At 68.0% G+C, this 19460-nt stretch carries 18 protein-coding genes; 7 read left to right on the top strand and 11 right to left on the bottom strand.

Going from position 1 to position 19460, the window contains the following annotated elements; translation table 11 throughout:
* Positions 1-1053 carry a UDP-N-acetylmuramate dehydrogenase gene (murB, locus tag AAHB17_RS02765; RefSeq protein WP_342128937.1) on the bottom strand — a complete coding sequence of 351 codons (1053 nt, stop codon included), beginning with the start codon at positions 1051-1053 and terminating at the stop codon, positions 1-3.
* A 39-nt stretch (positions 1054-1092) separates the two neighbouring features.
* On the opposite strand from murB, the gene AAHB17_RS02760 reads away from it, so the two are divergent.
* Genes AAHB17_RS02760 through AAHB17_RS02750 form a run of 3 tightly spaced genes read left to right on the top strand, consistent with a single transcriptional unit; the run spans position 1093 to position 3200 of the window.
* The gene (locus AAHB17_RS02760; RefSeq protein WP_342128936.1) at positions 1093-1578 is read left to right on the top strand and encodes a YajQ family cyclic di-GMP-binding protein; all 486 of its coding nucleotides are present in this window, start codon (positions 1093-1095) and stop codon (positions 1576-1578) included.
* Positions 1579-1591: 13 nt separating this feature from the next.
* Complete coding sequence (locus AAHB17_RS02755) at positions 1592-2239, top strand: retropepsin-like aspartic protease family protein (protein ID WP_342128935.1); 648 nt, start codon at positions 1592-1594, stop codon at positions 2237-2239.
* Positions 2240-2249: 10 nt separating this feature from the next.
* Positions 2250-3200, top strand: coding sequence for an HD-GYP domain-containing protein (locus AAHB17_RS02750; protein ID WP_342128934.1), 951 nt, complete (start codon positions 2250-2252; stop codon positions 3198-3200).
* Positions 3201-3206: 6 nt separating this feature from the next.
* On the opposite strand, the gene AAHB17_RS02745 is transcribed toward AAHB17_RS02750, so the two are convergent.
* From AAHB17_RS02745 to AAHB17_RS02705, 9 genes are all read right to left on the bottom strand, one after another.
* A complete protein-coding gene (locus AAHB17_RS02745; protein ID WP_342128933.1) occupies positions 3207-3566 on the bottom strand; it encodes a RidA family protein in 360 nt (119 codons plus the stop codon).
* A complete protein-coding gene (gene plsY, locus AAHB17_RS02740; protein ID WP_342128932.1) occupies positions 3563-4192 on the bottom strand; it encodes a glycerol-3-phosphate 1-O-acyltransferase PlsY in 630 nt (209 codons plus the stop codon). Before plsY ends, AAHB17_RS02745 begins: the two co-directional genes overlap by 4 nt.
* A gap of 8 nt (positions 4193-4200) precedes the next feature.
* Positions 4201-4692, bottom strand: a complete 492-nt coding sequence (ybaK, locus tag AAHB17_RS02735) for a Cys-tRNA(Pro) deacylase (protein WP_342128931.1) — start codon at positions 4690-4692, stop codon at positions 4201-4203.
* A 117-nt stretch (positions 4693-4809) separates the two neighbouring features.
* Positions 4810-5868, bottom strand: coding sequence for an aldo/keto reductase (locus AAHB17_RS02730; protein ID WP_342128930.1), 1059 nt, complete (start codon positions 5866-5868; stop codon positions 4810-4812).
* Between the two features lie 149 nt (positions 5869-6017).
* Positions 6018-7472: a gamma-aminobutyraldehyde dehydrogenase gene (locus AAHB17_RS02725; RefSeq protein ID WP_342128929.1), complete on the bottom strand. Its 1455-nt coding sequence runs from the start codon at positions 7470-7472 to the stop codon at positions 6018-6020.
* A gap of 34 nt (positions 7473-7506) precedes the next feature.
* Positions 7507-8313: an ABC transporter permease gene (locus AAHB17_RS02720; protein WP_342128928.1), complete on the bottom strand. Its 807-nt coding sequence runs from the start codon at positions 8311-8313 to the stop codon at positions 7507-7509.
* Complete coding sequence (locus tag AAHB17_RS02715) at positions 8303-9253, bottom strand: ABC transporter permease (protein WP_342128927.1); 951 nt, start codon at positions 9251-9253, stop codon at positions 8303-8305. Before AAHB17_RS02715 ends, AAHB17_RS02720 begins: the two co-directional genes overlap by 11 nt.
* The gene (locus AAHB17_RS02710) at positions 9250-10263 is read right to left on the bottom strand and encodes an ABC transporter ATP-binding protein (protein ID WP_342128926.1); all 1014 of its coding nucleotides are present in this window, start codon (positions 10261-10263) and stop codon (positions 9250-9252) included. The genes AAHB17_RS02715 and AAHB17_RS02710 overlap by 4 nt, the downstream gene beginning before the upstream one ends.
* 4 nt (positions 10264-10267) lie before the next feature.
* Positions 10268-11455: an ABC transporter substrate-binding protein gene (locus AAHB17_RS02705; protein ID WP_342128925.1), complete on the bottom strand. Its 1188-nt coding sequence runs from the start codon at positions 11453-11455 to the stop codon at positions 10268-10270.
* Between the two features lie 205 nt (positions 11456-11660).
* Between AAHB17_RS02705 and AAHB17_RS02700 the strand changes: the two genes are divergently transcribed.
* On the top strand, positions 11661-12581 hold the full coding sequence (locus AAHB17_RS02700; protein WP_342128924.1) for a LysR substrate-binding domain-containing protein: 921 nt from the start codon (positions 11661-11663) through the stop codon (positions 12579-12581).
* Positions 12582-12853: 272 nt separating this feature from the next.
* On the opposite strand, the gene AAHB17_RS02695 is transcribed toward AAHB17_RS02700, so the two are convergent.
* Positions 12854-14635: an acyl-CoA synthetase gene (locus AAHB17_RS02695; RefSeq protein ID WP_342128923.1), complete on the bottom strand. Its 1782-nt coding sequence runs from the start codon at positions 14633-14635 to the stop codon at positions 12854-12856.
* Positions 14636-14660: 25 nt separating this feature from the next.
* Here AAHB17_RS02695 and AAHB17_RS02690 point away from each other — a divergent pair, with 25 nt between their 5' ends.
* The 3 genes from AAHB17_RS02690 (at position 14661) to pepN (ending at position 19457) form a co-directional block, all read left to right on the top strand.
* On the top strand, positions 14661-15563 hold the full coding sequence (locus tag AAHB17_RS02690; protein WP_342128922.1) for an alpha/beta fold hydrolase: 903 nt from the start codon (positions 14661-14663) through the stop codon (positions 15561-15563).
* Between the two features lie 90 nt (positions 15564-15653).
* Positions 15654-16758, top strand: a protein-coding gene (gene prfB, locus AAHB17_RS02685) for a peptide chain release factor 2 (protein ID WP_342128921.1) whose coding sequence is annotated in 2 segments (ribosomal slippage) — positions 15654-15734 and positions 15736-16758 — 1104 coding nt in all. Because the reading frame shifts where the segments join, the coding sequence is not laid out codon by codon here.
* A gap of 2 nt (positions 16759-16760) precedes the next feature.
* Positions 16761-19457 (top strand): aminopeptidase N, encoded by a 2697-nt coding sequence (gene pepN / locus AAHB17_RS02680; RefSeq protein WP_342128920.1) that lies wholly within the window; start codon positions 16761-16763, stop codon positions 19455-19457.
* Positions 19458-19460: the final 3 nt, after the last annotated feature.

The raw sequence follows: 19460 nt of genomic DNA, 5'->3' as shown, positions 1-19460 counted from the left end.
TCAGATGACCACCGGCTCCGGCTCCAGCCGGATGCCGAAGCGCTCATACACGCTGGTCTGTATGGCCTTGGCCAAGGTCATCACCTCGCCGCCGGTGCAGGGGTTCTCGCGCCCGCCCCGGTTGACCAGCACCAGCGCCTGTTTCTCGTACACGCCGGCGTGGCCCACACTTTTGCCCTTCCAGCCACAGGCATCGATCAGCCAGCCGGCGGCCAGCTTGATGCTGCCGTCGGCCATGGGGTAGTGCACCACTTTCGGGTCGCGGGCGATGATGTCGGCGCATTGCTCGGGCGTGACGGTGGGGTTCTTGAAGAAACTGCCGGCGTTGCCAATGACCGCCGGGTCGGGCAGCTTGGCGCGGCGGATGGCCACCACCCAGTCGAACAGGGTCTGGGCGTCGGGCATGCTGTTGCCGGTTTCCGCCATCTTGCGTTCCAGGTCCAGGTAGCCCAGCACCGGCTTCCATGGCTTGGGCAGCCAGAACCGCACCCGGGTGATGAGGGCGCGGCCAGCCAACCCAAAGCCGCTGTCGCCCGCGCGCTCGTGCTTGAAGACCGAATCTCGGTAGCCGAACCCGCACTGGGCGGCGTCGAGCGTGAAGGGCCGCCCGGCGTCGAGTTCGATCGCGTCCAGCGAGTGGAAACGGTCCTGCAGCTCCACGCCGTAGGCGCCGATGTTCTGCACCGGCGTGGCGCCCACGGTGCCGGGGATCAGGGCCAGATTTTCCAGCCCCGGCCAGCCCTGGGCCAGGGTCCAGGCCACGAAGTCGTGCCAGTTTTCGCCCGCGCCGGCCTCCACCAGCCAGCCTTTGTGCGTTTCCTCGACCAGGCGGCGCCCGGGGATTTCGACCTTGAGCACCAGGGCCTTGATGTCGCCGGTCAGCACCAGGTTGCTGCCGCCGCCCAGCACGAAACGCGGCGTGGCCGCCCATTCGGGCGCGCCCAGCAGGGCCGGCAGATCTGCGCCGTTGCGCACACGCACGAGCTGCTGCGCCCGGGCCACGATGCCGAAGCTGTTGTACGGCTGGAGCGACACGTTGTTCTCGACTAACATCCGTGGATTGTCTCATTCGCCCCTGAAAAGCCCCCCGCCATGCCTTCTTTTGACACCGTACTCGATCCCAATCTGGTGGAAGTGAAAAACGCCATCGAGCAGACCTCGCGCGAGATCGGCACCCGCTTTGACTTCAAGGGCAGCAGCGCTGCCGTGGAACTCAAGGACAAGGAGATCACCCTGTTCGGCGACAGCGACTTCCAGATCGGCCAGGTCGACGACATCCTCAAGAACAAGCTGACCAAACGCAACGTCGACGTGCGCTTCCTCGACGCCGGCAAGATCGAGAAGATCGGCGGCGACAAGGTCAAGCAGGTGGTCAAGGTGCGCAGCGGCATCGCCACCGAGGACGGCAAGAAGATCCAGGCCGCGCTCAAGGCCAGCAAGCTCAAGGTGCAAGGCGCCATCCAGGGCGACGCGGTGCGTGTCACCGGCGCCAAACGCGACGACCTGCAGATGGCGATGGCGCTGATCAAGAAGGACCTGGCCGACCTGCCGCTGTCCTTCGACAACTTCCGCGACTGAAACAGGCGCCGCCATGTCCGCCCGCCGTCTGCTGACCAGCCTGTTGACGGCGCTGCTGCCGCTGCTGGCCGGTGCGCAGGCGGTGCAGCTGGGCGGGCTGGCGGGTGGCAAGGCGCTGCTGATCGTGGGCAACGAGCCGCCACGCTTCATCGGCCCCGGCCAGAGCGTGGGCGAGGCCAAGCTGCTGCAGGTGCTGCCCGACGGCGCGGTGGTCGAAGTCGGCGGCGAGCGCTTGACCCTGCGCCTGGGCCAGAGCCCGCTGACCCAGGCGACCGCGCCGGCACGGGGCAACGGCAGCCGCGTCGTGCTGGAGGCCGGGCATGGCGGGCATTTCATCAGCGCGGGCCAGATCAACGGCAAACACGTCGAGTTCCTGGTCGACACCGGCGCCACCGTGGTGGCCATGGGCCGGGCGGATGCGGAACGCATCGGCATCAAGCCCGAAGTGGGCCGGCCGGTGCAGATGAACACCGCCAACGGCGTGGTGATCGGCCACCAGGTGCAGCTCGCCAGCGTGAAGCTGGGCGACGCGACCCTCTACGACGTGCCCGCCGTGGTGATGCCCACCCCCATGTCGCACGTGCTGCTGGGCAACAGCTTCCTGTCGCGTTTCCAGCTCAAGCGCGAGAACACGACCCTGACCCTCGAAAAACGCTACTGACCCCCCGCGCATGACCGCCACCCCCACGAACAGCTGGCCCGCGGCCAGCGACCTGACCGGCGCCTGGACCGACATGGAAACCCGCCTGTCGCGGTTGCTGCGGGCGCCGGGCGAGGCCGAGGATTTTGTGCACGACCTGCTGCAGATCGAGCAGCACATGGTCGCGCTGCTGCAGACCGATGCCGACGGCTCGCTCTACCTGATGCTGCAGCTCGCAGCCTCCAGCAACGTGGGCTACAGCGCCTCGCACGCGCTGGTGTGCGCCAGCCTGTGCCACCTGGTGGCCAGCGAGATGGTGGACGACGCCGGCCTGGTGCGCAGCCTGGACCGTGCGGCGCTGACCATGAACATTGCGATGACGCGGGTGCAGGACGACCTGGCCCTGCAGGCCAGCCAGCCGACACCGGCCCAGAAGCGGCAGATCGACAGCCACGCGCTCGATGGCGTGGCGCTGCTGGAGAGCATGGGCGTGACCGATCCCGTGTGGCTGGAGATCGTGGCCCGCCACCACGACGCGCCCGACCTGCAGACCGAGGCCGACGGCCCCATGACGCTGCTCACCCGCATCCTGATGGCCACCGACCGCTACACCGCGCTGATCAGCCCGCGCGAGACCCGCAGCGGCCGCTGCATCACCGACTCGGGCCGCAACGTGGTGGCCCGGCGCGGCAACGCCCCCGACCCGGTGGGCCACACCCTGCTGCGCATCGTTGGCATCTGCCCGCCGGGCACCTTCGTGCGTCTGCAAGATCAATCGGTGGCGGTGGTGCTGCGGCGCACCGAACAGCCCGGTACGCCGCTGGTGGCCCAGGTGCTCGACGCGCAGGGCAACCCCATCCCCGACCCGCCTCTGCTGCGCACCGACGCCGAGCCGCACCAGGTGGAGGCCGCACTGGTCACCCGCAGCGTGCGGGTGCGCTTGAACCACGTGCGCCTGCTCCAGATGGCGGCGCTGGCCTGATGGCCCTCAGCGCTGCGCCGCGGTCGCGATGACTTCGATCTTCCAGTCCGGGTTGCCCAGCGCAGCCTGCACCGTGGCGCGCGGCGGCGCGTGCCCCGGCGCCACCCAGGCGTCCCAGACCTCGTTCATGGCCGCGATGTCGGTGATGTCGCTCAGGAAGATCTGCACCCGCAGCAGGCGCGTCTTGTCGCTGCCACATTCGGCCAGGCGCAGGTCGATCTGGGCCAGCACGTCGGCGGTCTGGCCACGGATGTCGGTGTCGCCGCGCTCGGGCACCATGCCGGCGAGGTAAACCACCCCGTGGAACACCGCCGCCTCGCTCAGGCGCGGCCCCACATGGAAACGCTGCAGGCTGCTCTCGCTCATGTCTTCTTGCTCCCCAGTTTGGATTCCTTGCCTGCGAGCAGGCGGTTGATGTTCTCGCGGTGGCGCCACAGCAGCAGCAGGCCCATGGCGGTGATGGACAGCATCACCGGCTTGGCCATGTACCAGGCCACGCCGTTGCCCAGCAGGTAGTAGGCCGGCGCGAACACCGCCGCCACGATGGAGGCCAGCGACGAGTACCGGAAAAAGACGGCGACGATGAGCCAGGTCAGCAGCGTGGCGCCGCCCAGCCAGGGCTCCAGCGCCAGCAGCACGCCGGCCGCGGTGGCCACGCCCTTGCCACCCTGGAAGCGGAAGAACACCGGGTAGAGGTGCCCGAGGAAGGCGGCCAGGCCGACCAGGGCCACCGTGCCTTCACCCAGGCCCCAGGCGCCGCCCCAGCCCTGCACCAGCACCACCGGCACCCAGCCCTTGAGGGCGTCGAGCAACAGCGTGATGATCGCCGCGGCCTTGTTGCCCGAGCGAAGCACGTTGGTGGCGCCCGGGTTCTTGCTGCCGTAGCTGCGGGGATCGCTCAGGCCCATGAGGCGGCTGACGATGACGGCGAACGACAGGGAGCCGGTCAGGTAGGCGGCCACGGTGGCCAGGGCGGGATAAATATCTTGCATGCTTGTCCTTATTCTTCGAGCGCACAGCGCACGGGCTGGGCGCCCAACAGGTCCACGCAGGTCTGCGGCGCGATGCCGACCAGGTAGCCGCGTTTGCCGCCATTGAGCCAGATGCGCGGCAACGCGAGGATGGATTCTTCCACGTAGACGGGCATGGCCTTGCGGGTACCAAAGGGTGAGGTGCCGCCGACCAGGTAGCCGCTGTGGCGGTTGGCCACCTCGGGCTTGCAGGGCTCGACCGATTTGCGCCCGATCTGGCGCGCCAGGTTCTTGGTCGACACCGTGCGGTTGCCGTGCATCAGCACCACCAGCGGCTGCGCCTTGTCGTCCTGCATGATCAGCGTCTTGACCACGGCAAACGGGTCCAGCCCCAGCACTCGGGCGCTGTGCTGGGCTCCCCCGTGCTCCAGGTACTCGTAGGGGTGTTCGGTGAACTCGACACCGCGCGACTTCAGCAGCGCGGTGGCGGGGGTTTCGGACACGTGAGCCTTTTTTGCCATGTTCGGTGGTGCTGCGATGCAAGCCCAGGACACCGCCGGGCCGGCTTCGCCGGACGGCTGGCGTCGCCCCCTTGAGGGGGTGACGCGCCCTCGGGCGCGGCGCAGGGGTGGGCCATATCACTGGGCCGGGTCGCGGTGCTCCCAGCGGATGGCGTCAATGGCCTTGAGCAGGTCGGCGGACAGCGTGGTGCCCCAGGCATCCAGGCACTCGTCGAGTTGCGCCACCGAGGTCACGCCGATGATCGTGCTGGCCACGCGCCAGTTGGTGTAGCAGAAGGCCAGCGCCAGCTGCGTGGGCGTGAGGCCGTGCTCGCGCGCCAGCTGGTTGTAGATCTTGGCCACGGCCAAGGCCTCGGGGCGGCCCCAGCGCTGCTTCTGCATCGATTCGTAAATGGCCATGCGGCCCTGCGGCTGGGCCACGCCCTGGATGCCGGTCTCGTCGTATTTGCCCGTGAGCAAGCCAAAGCCCAGCGGCGAATAGGCCAGCAGCGACACGCCCAGGTGGTGCATGGTCTCATCCAGCCCGTTGTCGAGGCTGCGGTTGATCAGGCAGTAGGGGTTCTGCACCGTGGCCACCCGCGGCAGGCCGTGTTGCTCGGCCAGGCGCACGAACTCGTGCACGCCGTAGGGCGTCTCGTTGGACAGACCGATGTAGCGCACCTTGCCGGCCTTCACCAGTTCGCCCAGGGCCTGCAGCTGCTCGTGGATGGAGGTGCCGGCGCGGTCCTTCTTGGGGTCGTAGTAGACGGCGCCGAAGGCCGGCACATTGCGCTCGGGCCAATGGATCTGGTAGAGGTCGATGACGTCGGTCTGCAGGCGGCGCAGGCTGCCCTCGCAGGAGGCCAGGATGTCCTGCGCCGTCATGCCCTGGCCGTCGCGGACCCAGGGCATGCCACGCGAGGGACCGGCCACCTTGGTGGCCAGCACCAGCTTCTGGCGCGCACCGGGGTTGTTGGCAAACCACCGGCCGATGAAGGTTTCGGTCGACCCGCAAGTCTCGGCCGTGGCCGGCACGGCGTACATCTCGGCGGTGTCGATGAAGTTGACGCCACGCTCCAGCGAGCGGTCGAGGATGCGGTGCGATTCGGCCTCGGCCACCTGCTGGCCAAAGGTCATGGTGCCCAGGCAGATGGGCGTCACGCGCAGGTCGCTGTGACCCAGGGAAACAAGATTCATGGCGCTGGTTCCGGGTAAGAAAAACAGCGCCTGAGTTTATGACAGTCCAACGGCGCGAAATGTCTTTTCCAGTGACACCGCAGATCCGGCCAACGGCTGGTGTCGCCCCTGGGGTGAGGTCACGCGCCCCTAGGCGCGGCGCGGGAGAATCACAACTTCACCATCACATGCCTGGCCACCGTGTAATCCTCCAGCGCGTACATCGACATGTCCTTGCCGTACCCGCTGGCCTTCATGCCGCCGTGGGGCATTTCGTTGACCAGCATGAAGTGGGTGTTGATCCACGTGCAGCCGTACTGCAGCTTGCGCGCCACCCGCATGGCGCGACCCACGTCCTGGGTCCACACCGACGAGGCCAGGCCGTAGTCGGAGTCATTGGCCCAGGTGATGGCTTCGTCGGGGTCGGTGAAGCGGGTGACGGACACCACCGGGCCAAACACCTCGCGCCGCACGATTTCATCGTCCTGGCGCGCGCCGGCGATCACGGTGGGCTCGTAGAAATAGCCCCCGCCCGGGCGCATCTTGCCGCCGGCCGTGACCTCCATGTGGCCCAGCATCTGGGCGCGCTCCACGAAGCTGGCCACGCGGTCGCGCTGACGGTCGGTGATGAGCGGACCCATCTCGACACCGGCCTCGTCCTGCGTGCCCATCTTGATGGTCTTGACGGCGGCACTCAGGTCGGCCACCAGACGGTCGTAGACCTTGGCGCCGGCATAGATGCGGCAGGCGGCCGTGCAGTCCTGGCCGGCGTTGTAGTAGCCAAAGGTGCGCACCCCTTCCACCACGGCGTCGACGTCGGCGTCGTCGAAGACGATCACCGGTGCCTTGCCGCCCAGCTCCAGGTGGGTGCGCTTGAGGGTGCCGGTGGCGGCCTGCAGGATCTTGCGGCCGGTGGACACGTCGCCGGTGAGCGAGACCATGCGCACGATGGGGTGCTCCACCAGCGGCTGGCCCACGCTCTGGCCGCGGCCGCAGACCACGTTGAACACGCCCTTGGGCAGGATGTCGGCCACCACGCGCGCCAGCAGCAGCGTGGTCAGCGGCGTCTGTTCGCTGGGCTTGAGCACCACCGTGTTGCCGGCTGCCAGCGCCGGGGCGGCTTTCCAGGCGGCCATCATCAGCGGGTAGTTCCAGGGCGCGATCGACCCGACCACGCCGATGGGGTCGCGCCGGATCATGCTGGTGTGGCCGGCCAGGTACTCGCCCGCCACCGAGCCGTTCATGCAACGCGCGGCACCGGCAAAAAAGCGGAAACAGTCGGCGATGGCCGGAATCTCGTCTTCCAGCGCCCGGGCGTGGGGCTTGCCGCAGTTGAGCGATTCAAGCCGGGCAAACGCCTCGGCGTTCGCCTCGACGGCATCGGCGATTTTGAGCAACAGGCGCGAACGCTCCTGGGGTGTGGTTTCGCTCCAGCTGTCGAAGGCGCGGTTGGCGCCCAGCACCGCGCGGTGGATCTGCTCGAACGAGGCCTCGGGCACCCGGGCGATCACCTCGCCGGTGGCGGGATTGAGCACACGCTCCGCCTCGCCCTCGCCGGCCACAAACTGACCGTCGATGAAAAGCTCGGTGTGGATGGCGTTCTGGAAGTCGGGGGTCTTGCCCATGGTGGTCTCCGGTGGGTGAAGGGGGTGCGGCCGGTCAGCGTCCGCTGGGTTGTTCGTCGGACCGCGTGAGGCAGTAGGCGGCCAGGATGGGAATGAAGGTCAGCGCGATCACCGCCACCGCCACCACGTTGGTGACGGGCCGCTGGCGCGGGCGGATCAGTTCCTGCAGCATCCAGATCGGCAAGGTGGTCTGCTGACCCGCCGTGAAGGTGGTCACGATGACCTCGTCAAAGCTCAGCGCAAAGGCCAGCAGGCCACCGGCCAGCAGGGCCGAGCCGAGCTGCGGCAGGATGACGTAACGGATGGTCTGGAAGGTGTCGGCGCCCAAGTCCATGGAGGCCTCGATCAGCGAGGGGCTGGTGCGCCGCAGCCGCGCCACCGCGTTGTTGTAGACCACCACGACACAGAAGGTGGCGTGCCCGATGACGATGGTCCAGAAACTGAACGGGATCTCCGCCGTGTGGTAGGCCGTGCGCAGCGCGATGCCGGTGATGATGCCGGGCAAGGCGATGGGCAGGATCAGCAGCAGCGACACCGCGTCGCGTCCGAAAAAACGCGTGCGCGCCAGCCCGGCCGCCGCCAGCGTGCCCAGCACCATGGCGATGGCGGTGGCGATCAGGGCGACACGGAAGGACAGGCCGATGGCGGCCCAGACATCCTCGCGCGCCCAGGCGGCGGCGAACCACTGGGTGGTCAGGCCGGGCGGCGGGAACACGTAGCTTTTGTCCTCGGCGCTGAAGGCGTAGAGGATGATGAGCGCCAGCGGGATGTGCAGGAACAGCACGCCGGCCCAGGTGGCGGCCTTGAGCGCCCAGCCGGCGCGGTTCGGGTCAGAGCGCATCGAAGGCCCCCAGCCGCTTGGCGATCCACAGGTAGATGCCGATCACCACGATGGGCACCAGCGAGAAGGCCGCCGCAAACGGGATGTTGCCGGCCACGCCCTGCTGGCGGTAGACCACCTGGCCGATGAACAGGGTGGAGTCGCCGATCACCTGCGGGATGATGTAGTCGCCCAGCGTCAGCGAAAAGGTGAAGATCGAGCCGGCCGCGATGCCCGGCATGGCGAGCGGAAAAATCACCTTCCAGAAGGTGGTGCCGCCACGCGCGCCGAGGTCGCTGGAAGCTTCGAGCAGCGAGCCGGGGATGCGCTCGATGGCCGCCTGTATGGGCAGGATCATGAAGGGCAGCCACATGTAGACAAAGACGATGAAGGTGCCCAGGCGCGAAAAGGACAGCGAGTTGCCGCCGATGCCGGGGGTGGCCAGCAAGGCCTCCAGCAACCAGCTCAGGTGCAGCTCGGCCAGCACCCAGGAGATGGCGCCCTCCTTGGCCAGCAGCAGCTTCCAGGCGTACAGCCGCACCAGGTAGCTGGACCACAGCGGCAGCATCACGGCGATGTAGAGCAACGCTTTCTGCGGGCCGCGTGCATACCGCGCCATGTAGTAGGCGATGGGAAAGGCGATGGCCGTGCACGCCACCGTCACCGCCACCGCCATGCCCACGGTCCGCAGCACCACGTCCACGTTGGCCGGCTGCAGCATCTCGCGGAAGTTGGCCAGCGACAGCGTGCTGCGGTCGACCACGCCGGAGAATTCGTCGAGGCTGAAAAAACTGTTGGCCAGGAGCGCCAGCAGGGAGCCCAGGTAGACCACGCCAAACCACAGCAGCGGCGGCACCAGCAGCACCCCGAGCGCCAGGCCACGGCGGGTGTAGAGCAGGTCCGACAGGCGGCGCAGCGGGCCGGTGCGGCCCACCGGCAGCGGCAGGGCCAGCGTGTTCATGCGGCGACTCCCTGGAGCGCATGCACCGCATCGGCGCTCCAGTGCAGGTGCACGGTGTCGCCCGCGCCCGGCATGGCCGCGAGCTGCAGCGGGTTGAGGTCCACCACCACCGGCTCGCCGGCCCAGTCCATGCGCAGGCGCGAAAAGGCGCCGAAATACTGCACATCGAGCACCGGCCCGCTGAGGCGGGCCTGCTCGGCCAGCCCCAGGCTGATGCGTTCGGGGCGCAGCATCACGCTGTCCACACCCGCCAGCTGCTGCGCGCGCTCCCCCTGGAACACGTTGGCCGCGCCCACGAAGTCGGCCACAAACCGGGTCGCCGGTGCGTTGTAGATGGCCTGCGGCGTGCCCACCTGCTCCAGCCGCCCGCGGTTGAACACACCGATGCGGTCGCTCATGGACAGCGCCTCGTGCTGGTCGTGGGTGATGAACAGGAAGGTGATGCCGAGCTTGCGCTGCAAGGCCTTGAGCTCGGTCTGCATCTGCTCGCGCAGCTTGAGGTCCAGCGCGCCCAGCGGTTCGTCCAGCAGCAGCACCTGCGGTTCGTTGATCAGGGCGCGCGCCAACGCCACCCGCTGACGTTGGCCGCCCGAGAGCTGGGCCGGGCGGCGGTCGCCCACGCCACCCAGACGCACCAGCTCCAGCATCTCGTCGGCGCGGCGGTGGCGCCTGGGCTTGTCCACACCCTGGACCATCAGGCCATAGGCCACGTTGTCGCGGATGTTCATGTGCGGGAACAGCGCGTAGTCCTGGAAAACGGTGTTGACCGGCCGCGCATACGGCGGCAGCTGCGACACGTCCTGCCCGCCGATCAGGATGCGGCCGGTGCTGGGCAGCGTGAAGCCGCCGATCATGCGCAGGCAGGTGGTCTTGCCCGAGCCCGACGGCCCGAGCAAGGTGAAGAACTCGCCGCCCTCGATGGTGAGGTCCACATGTTCGACAGCACGCACGGCCTGCGCGCCACTGCCGAACACGCAGGAAACAGCTTCCAGGGTGACAGCAACGGTCATGGGATCAGCGGCCCCCGAGCACGGCGATGTAGTCGGACACCCACTTGTGGTACGGCACGCAGGCGTTGTTCTGGGTCGCGCACTTGGAGGTGGGTGTCTTCCAGAAGCTGATGCGCTCGAAGCTGTTGTAGCCCTGGCGCGCGCAGCCGTCGTCACCCAGCAGCTTGTTGCCCTTGCAGGCGGCCGGCACCGAAGGCACGGAGCCGAACCAGGCCGCCAGGTCGCCCTGCAGCTTGGGGTTGAGCGAGTGTTCCATCCACATGTAGGCGCAGTTGGGGTTCTTGGCCTCGGCGTGCATCATGGTGCTGTCGGCCCAGCCCGTGGCGCCTTCCACCGGCACCACCGTGGCCACCGGGCGGTTCTTGCTCTTGAGGATGTTGGCCATGAACTGCCAGGACGAGGACGCCACCACCCCTTCGTTGGTGAAGTCGTCGATCTGCACAAAGGCATCGTGCCAGTACTTGCCCACCAGCTTGCGCTGGCCGCGCAGCAGGTCCAGCGCGGCCTTGTACTGGGCCTCGTTGAGCTCGTACGGGTCCTTGATGCCCAGGGCCGGGTTCTTCTTCATCAGGTAGAGCGCGGCGTCGGCGATGTAGATCGGTCCGTCAAAGGCCTGGATGCGGCCCTTGTTGCTCTTGCCATCGGGCAGGTTCATTTCCTCGAACACCACGTCCCAGCTGGTGGGCGCCTTGTCCTTGAACACGGTGGTGTTGTACATCAGCACGTTCCAGCCCCACTGGTAGGGCACGCCGTAGTGGGTGTTGTTGGCGTGGTGCCAGGGCGCCTTCTGCAGCCGCGGGTCGACGTTCTTGTAGCTGGGGATCAGGTCGACGTTGATGGGCTGCACGCGCTTGCCGGCGATCAGGCGCATGGAGGCATCGCCCGAGGCCGTGACCAGGTCAAAACCGCCCTCGTTCATCAGCGCCACCATCTCGTCCGAGGTGCCGGCGGTCTTGACGTTGACCTTGCAGCCGGTTTTCTTCTCGAAATCGGTGACCCAGTCGAAGTTCTTGTCGGTCTGGCCACGCTCGATGTAGCCCGGCCAGGCCACGATGTCGACCTTGCCTTCGCCTTTGCCCAGCCGCTTCAGCGCGGTCTGCGCGTGTGCGACCGGTGCCAGGGTGCCCAATGTGAACGCGGTGGCCACCACGCCGGCTAGGACGCGGACCAGGGGTTGGTGTGCAGGTTTCATGAGTCGGTCACCTTTCGATGGAGGGAATGTCACTGGCGCAACCCGCCACCCGGCGCGTTGTCAGTGGCCGCATCCTACGAAGCCGCCGCGTGCTTTCAAAATGCAATATTGCTGCGGTAAGCTATCTCGAAAATAGAGATCTAGGGTTTACCCATATCGCTTTTGCACTGCAACAGGGCCTGCCGACGCGCTGTTGCGCACCACGATGAACCGCCACCTCACGCTCAAGCAGTTCCGCTATTTCCTGGCCGTGGCCGAATCCGACTCGGTGGCCGCGGCCTCGCGCATGCTCAACATCGCGCAATCGGCCATCACCAAGAGCGTGCTGGAGCTGGAGGACGCGCTCGGCCTGCAGCTGTTCGAGCGCAGCCCCAAGGGCATGCGCCTGACACCCGAAGGCCACCGCTTTCTGGTCAAGGCGCGGCGGGTGATCGGCGCCGTGGCCGACGCCACCCGCGGCGTGCCGCAGACCACCGAGGCCCTGGGCGGCACCCTGGCCGTGGGCGTGACCAGCCTGGTCGCGGGCTACTACCTGTCCGAGGTGTTCGCGCGTTTCAAGCGCACCTGCCCCGGGGTGGACCTGCACGTGGTGGAGGATGCCCCGCCTTTCCTGGAGCACCTGCTGATCAACGGCGAACTGGACATCGCCATCATGGTCAGCAACGCCCTGGGCGAGCCGCAGGCGCTGGTGGCCGAGACACTCACGCGTTCGCCCAACCGGGTCTGGATGGCGGCCGACCACCCGCTGGCCGCACAGGCCGAGGTGGGCCTGGCCGAATGTGCCGCCCACGACCAGATCGTGCTGCAGGCCGATCGCATCGAGCTGTTGATGCGCAGCGTCTGGGCGCGGCACCAGCTCAAGACCCGCGCGGTGCTCAAGACCTCGTCGCTGGAGGCGGTGCGCTCGCTGGTGGGCGTGGGCGCGGGCCTGGCGGTGTTGCCAGACTTCTTGTACCGCCCCTGGACGCTGGACGCCGAACACGTGGAGGTGCGCACCCTGCGCGACGCCGTGCCGACGGTGGATGTGGGCCTGGTCTGGCGCCGCGGCTCGCAGCCCCGGGCGGAGGTGCTGGAATTCATCGAGGTGGCGCGCGACCAGTCGCGGTCGCGGCGGCCGGTGGCTTGAAATTTTGCTTGTGTTTATCGCGATGTCGGTTGGCGGCGACCGGGTGTCCGGCTCCGCGGCTGTCCCCCGTCGGCTTCGCCTCCTCCGCCTTTATGCCGCTGCGCCGGACACCCGGTCGCCGCCAACCTGTAGGCACTCGAACTGTTGAGCACAAACGTCGCCTCAGCTCGCGGGTGTGGGGTGCGCTGCGCAGCGACATAAAGGCGGAGGGCGCGCAGCGCCCGGGGGACAGTCGCGGAGCAGCGCACCCCGCAGCCGCGAGCCCGCGAGGTCTACGCGCGCGAGCCAGCAGCAGCCCGCGCCTCCTCCTGCAGCCGCAACACCCGCCGCTGCACCTTGCCCGTGGTGGTCATGGGCAAGGCGTCGATGAACTCGATCTCCTTCGGGTATTCGTAGGGCGCCAACTGGCCCTTCACATGCTGCTGCAGCTCCGCCACCAGCGAAGCAGAACCCACGAACCCGGCAGCCAGCACCACATAGGCCTTGACCAACGCGCCCCGCTCGGCGTCCGGTTTGGGCACCACGGCGGCGTTGGCCACGGCCGGGTGCTTGACCAGGCAGTTCTCGATCTCGCTCGGCCCGATGCGGTAGCCGGCCGACTTGAACACATCGTCGGCCCGGCCCTGGTACCAAAGGTAGCCGTCGGCATCGCGGGTGGCCATGTCGCCGGTGCGGCACCAGCTGCTGGCCGGGTCGCCGGTGAACTTGGCCCGGGTGGCCGCCTCGTTTTTCCAGTAGCCCAGGAAAAAGATGGGGTCGGGCTGGCCGTGCACGTCGAGCCGGTGCACCGCCACGTCGCCCGGCACACCCACCGGGCACTCGTTGCCCTCGTCGTCGATCACCGCCACGCGGTGGCCTGGGTAGGCCCGTCCCATGCTGCCGGGCTTGGCGGGCCAACCGAACCCGCCGTGGGGCAGCGAACCACGCGCCGCGGGGAGCGTGGGAGCCCACTCCATCGCACAGTTGCCCACGATGTAGTTGATCTCGGTCTGGCCGAACATCTCGTTGACGGTCACGCCCAGCTGATCGCGGCAGTAGGCGAACACCGCGTCACCCACCGCCTCGCCCGCGCTCATCAGGCCTTCCAGCCGCAGGCTGTAATGCCGCCGTGGCTGGGGCACGGCCTTCATCATGGCCTTGAGCGCGGTGGGGAACAGGAAGCTGTGGGTCACGCCATGGCGCTGCATCAGCTCGAAGGCGGTCTCGGGCGTGAAGCGGCCGTTGTAGCCCACGATGGGCCGGCCGAAATACAGGCTGGGCAGCAGCGCGTCCATCAGGCCACCGGTCCAGGCCCAGTCGGCGGGCGACCAGAACACCGCCTCAGACGGCACGCTGGCGTCCCAAGGGTCGAAGCCGAACCAGTTCTGGCTGCAGACAAAGCCGCTGAGGTTGCCGATCAGCGCGCGGTGCGGGATCAGGGCACCCTTGGGGTTGCCGGTGGTGCCGCTGGTGTAGATCAGCACGGCCGGGTCGTCGGCCGCGGTGTCCACCAGATCGAAGCGCGGCGACGCCCGGGCCAGGGCGGCGTCGAATCCGATGTCGGCCTGCTGCGCCGCCGCGCCCACGCCCAGCACCCGCCGCAGGGACGGGCATTCGCCTCGCACCGACAGCACCCGGCCCAGAGTGGACTCGTCGCAGATGGCGGCCACGGCCTCGCTGTCCTGCAGGCGGAAGGCCAGGGCCTCGGGGCCGAACAGCTGTGACAGCGGCATGCCCACCGCGCCCAGCTGCAGCACCGCCATGTAGGCCACGGCGGTCTCGAAGCGCTGTGGCAGCACGATGGCCACGCGGTCGCCCGCTTGCACGCCCAGGCCGCGCAGCACGTTGGACAGGCGGTTGGCGGCCTCGGCCAGCTCGGCGCGGCTGTGGTGGCGCGCCGGCGTGTCGGGGCCGTCGGCGATCAGGGCCGTCGCCTGGGCCGTGGCCGGATCGTCGGCCCAGCGGCGGCAGCAGACCTCGGCCATGTTGAAACGGGCTGGCACCTGCCAGCGGAAATCGGCGTGCAGGCGGGGGTGGAGGTCGACGGCCTTGTCTCGGCCTGGACTGCGGGGCATGGCGTGTCTCCGTAATATCCTGAAAATGTACCAAGCCCTGCGCCCCTCACGCTCCGAGTTCCTGCCCCTGCGCCACCTGCGCTACCACCTGCGCCACTGGGGCACGCCCCGCCCCGGCGTGGCGCCTCTCCTGCTGGTGCACGGCTGGATGGACGTCTCGGCGTCCTTCCAGTTCATGGTCGACGCCCTGCGCGAGGAGCGCTGGATCGTGGCACCCGACTGGCGCGGCTATGGCCTGACCGAGGGCCCGCCCACCGACAACCACTGGTTTCCCGATTACCTGGCCGACCTGGACCACATCGTCGACCACGTGGCCGGCGGCCAGGCCATCGATCTCGTGGGCCACAGCATGGGCGGCAACGTGGCCATGATGTACGCCGGCGTGCGCCCCGACCGCGTCCGGCGGCTGGTCAACCTGGAAGGGTTTGGCATGCCGGCCACGCGCCCGGCCCAGGCGCCGGAACGTTACGCCCAGTGGATGGACCAGCTCAAGGCCTTGCAGCGCGGCGAGCTGGCCATGGGCACCTACGACGACGCCTCGGGCGTGGCGGGCCGCCTGATGAAGACCAACCCACGCCTGGACCGGGACAAGGCCGAGTGGCTGGCCCGCCACTGGGCGGCACCCCGGGCCGATGGCCGCTGGGCCATCCTGGGGGACGCCGCGCACAAGGTCGTCAACGCCCAGCTGTACCGGGTCGAGGAAGCCCAGGCGGTCTTCCAGCGCATCCGCGCGCCGCTGCTGGCGGTGGAGTCCAGTGACAAACATTTCGACGTCTGGTGGAAGGGCCGCTACACCCTGGCCGAGTACCACGAACGGCTGCAGGCCGTGGCCGAGGTGCGCATCGCCCAGGTCGACAACGCCGGCCACATGCTGCACCACGACCAGCCGGCGGTGCTGGCCGCCTTGATCGAGGATTTTCTGGTCTGATGGCCAGGGTGGGTCCGCCATGAGAAAATCGGTGGTTTCGCCAGCGGCCGTGCGCCCTGGCCGCCCCGAACCCCTCTCGAAAGCGCCCCCATGGAAGCCGAACGCCTGAACAGCCTCAAGAACCAACTGGCCGACCTCACCTCGCGTGTGGTCGAGCTCCGGAGGTATCTTTGACTACGATGCCAAGGCCCTGAAACTCAACGAAGTCGACGCCGCGCTGGAAGACCCCAAGGTCTGGGACAACCCCAAGCGGGCCCAGGAGCTGGGCAAGGAAAAGAAGTCGCTCGAGGACGTGGTGCATGTGCTCGACCGCCTGACCAGCGAACTGGCCGACAACACCGAGTTGTTCGAGATGTCGGCCGAGGACGACGACGAAGCCGGCATCGCCACCATCGAGGGTGAAGCCGCCAAGGTGCTGGCCGATGTCGAGAAGCTCGAATTCCGCCGCATGTTCAACAACCCGGCCGATCCGCTGAACTGTTTCCTGGACATCCAGGCCGGCGCTGGCGGCACCGAGGCCTGCGACTGGGCCAGCATGCTGCTGCGCCAGTACCTGCGCTACGCCGAACGCAAGGGTTTCACCACCACGGTCGAAGACGAGACCGCGGGCGACACCGCCGGCATCAAGAGTGCGACCATCAAGATCGAGGGCGAATACGCCTTTGGCCTGTTGCGCACCGAAACCGGCGTGCACCGCCTGGTGCGCAAGTCGCCCTTCGACAGCTCGGGCGGGCGCCACACCTCGTTCGCCTCGGTGTTTGTGTACCCCGAGATCGACGACTCGATCGAGATCAACATCAACCCGGCCGACGTGCGCACCGACACCTTCCGCGCCAGCGGCGCCGGCGGCCAGCACATCAACAAGACCGACTCGGCCGTGCGCCTGACGCACATCCCCACCGGCATCGTGGTGCAGTGCCAGGACGGCCGCAGCCAGCACAGCAACCGCGACGTCGCCTGGCAGCGCCTGCGCTCGCGCCTGTACGACCACGAGCTGCGCAAACAGCAGGAAGAACAGCAGAAGCTGGAAGACACCAAGACCGACGTTGGCTGGGGCCACCAGATCCGCTCCTACGTGCTGGACAACAGCCGCATCAAGGACCTGCGCACCAACGTGGAAATCTCCGCGACGCAAAAGGTGCTGGACGGCGACCTCGACCCCTTCATCGAAGCATCCCTGAAACAAGGCGTCTGAACATGACTTCTCTGCGTGAAGGCCCCACCACCGTGGTGCGCCGTGAAGACTATGCCGCTCCGGCGTTCTGGATCGACAGCGTCGACCTGTGTTTCGACCTCGACCCGGCCAAGACCCGCGTGCTCAACCGCATGCGCCTGCGCCGCAACGCCGACGTGCCTGCCCAGGCCCTGCGCCTGGACGGCGAGGACCTGAACCTGGCACGGGTGATGGTCAACGGCGGCGGCTGCTCGTTCAAGATGGACGGCGGCCAACTGGTGCTGGAAAACCTGCCCGAGGGCAGCGACCCCATCGAGCTGGAAATCTTCACCACCTGTGCGCCGGTCAAGAACACCCAGCTCATGGGCCTGTACGTGAGCCAGGGCACCTTCTTCACGCAGTGCGAGGCCGAGGGCTTCCGCCGCATCACCTACTTCCTGGACCGCCCGGACGTGATGTCGGCCTACACCGTCACCCTGCGTGCCGACAAGGCGCTCTACCCGGTGCTGCTGTCCAACGGCAACCTGGTGGACAGCGGCGACCTCGACGACGGCCGCCATTTTGCGAAGTGGGTGGACCCGCACAAGAAGCCCTGCTACCTGTTTGCCCTGGTGGCCGGCAAGCTGGTGCACCGCGAGCAGAAGATCGTCTCGCGCAGCGGCAGCGAGCACCTGCTGCAGGTCTATGTGCGCCCCGGCGACCTCGACAAGACCGAACACGCGATGAACTCGCTGATGAAGTCGGTGGTGTGGGACGAGGCCCGCTTCGGCCTGCCGCTCGATCTGGAACGCTTCATGATCGTCGCCACCAGCGACTTCAACATGGGCGCGATGGAGAACAAGGGCCTGAACATCTTCAATACCAAGTACGTGCTGGCCAACCCCGCCACGGCCACCGACACCGACTACGCCAACATCGAAAGCGTGGTCGGCCACGAGTACTTCCACAACTGGACCGGCAACCGCATCACCTGCCGCGACTGGTTCCAGCTGAGCCTGAAGGAGGGCCTGACGGTCTTCCGCGACCAGGAATTCAGCATGGACCTGTGCCCCACGCCGTCGGCGCGGGCGGTCAAGCGCATCGAGGACGTGCGGGTGCTGCGCACCGCCCAGTTCCCCGAGGACGCGGGCCCCATGGCCCATCCGGTGCGCCCCGACAGCTACGCCGAGATCAACAACTTCTACACCGTCACCATCTACGAAAAAGGTGCCGAAGTCGTTCGCATGATGCAGACACTGGTCGGGCGCGACGGTTTTGCCCGCGGCATGAAGCTCTATTTCGAGCGCTTCGACGGCCAGGCCGTGACCTGCGACGACTTCGCGCAGGCCGTGGCCGACGCCAACCCTGGCAGCGAGCTGGCGCGCACCTTGCCGCAGTTCAAGCGCTGGTATGCCCAGGCCGGCACGCCGCGCGTGAAGGCCGAGGGCGTCTACAACGCCGCAGAGCGGACCTACACGCTGACGCTGTCGCAAAGCTGCCCGGCCACGCCCGGCCAGCCGCACAAGGAGCCTTTTGTCATCCCGGTCAACCTGGGCCTGCTGTCGCACGACGGCCGCGAGCTGCCGCTGCAGCTGGCGCACTGGAACAACGCCGAACAGGGCACGCGCAGCTTCGTGCTGACCGAGGCCAGTGAGACGCTGAGCTTCATCAACGTCGACGCCGAGCCCGTGCCCTCGCTGCTGCGCGGTTTCAGCGCCCCGGTGGTGCTGGACTGCGAGCACACCGACGCCGAGCTGCTGGTGCTGCTGGCACACGACACCGACGCCTTCAACCGCTGGGAAGCCGCGCAGCGCCTGGCCCTGCGTCGCGCGCTCAAGGCCGTGGCCGAGCCTGGTCCGGTGCCCACCGAGCCGCTCAACCCGGCTTACATCACCGCCATGCGCGCGGTCCTGCGCCACCCGGAGCTGGACGCCGCCTTCAAGGACTTGGTGCTGACCCTGCCGGCCGAGACCTACATCGCCGAGCAACTGGCCGAGGTCGACCCGCAGCGCGTGCACGCGGTGCGCGAGGCCATGCGCGCCCAGATGGCGCGCCAGTTGTTCGACGACTGGGCCTGGGCCTTCGAGGCCCACCAGGACAACGGCGCCTACTCGCCCGACACCACCAGCAGCGGGCGCCGCGCGCTGGCCGGCCTGGCCCTCACCCACCTGTGCCTGGCCGCCGCCGACAGCGGCGACAGCGTGTGGCCGGGCAAGGCCTACCAGCGCTTCAAGGACGCCGGCAACATGACCGACCGCTTCAACGCGCTCTCCAGCCTGGTGGTCAGTGGCCACGAGCTGGCCCGGCCCGCCCTGCAGCGTTTCCATGCCCTTTTCAAGGACGAGGCCCTGGCCCTGGACAAGTGGTTTGCCCTGCAGGCCGGCGCGCCCGACCGCGGCGGCAACATCCTGCCCACCGTGCGCCAGCTGATGCAGCACCCGGACTTCCAGCTGCGCAACCCCAACCGCGCGCGCAGCGTGCTGACCACCTACTGCCAGGCCAACCCGGCCGCTTTCCACCGCGGCGATGCCGGCGGCTACGTGTTCTGGAGCGAACGCGTGATGGAGCTGGATGGCTTCAACCCGCAGGTGGCCGCGCGCCTGGCGCGGGCCCTGGACCGATGGAAGAAGCTGGCCGAACCCTATCGCAGCGCCGCCCGCGAGGCGATTGCCCGCGTGGCCGCCAAGACCGACCTGAGCAACGACGTGCGCGAAGTCGTGACCCACGCCCTGAAGGACTGATCC

Source organism: Hydrogenophaga sp. OTU3427 (genome assembly GCF_038440225.1).
Taxonomy (GTDB): Bacteria; Pseudomonadota; Gammaproteobacteria; order Burkholderiales; family Burkholderiaceae_C; genus Hydrogenophaga.
Note: the sequence above shows the minus strand (reverse complement) of the source record. Positions and strands in the feature narration are given on the sequence as shown.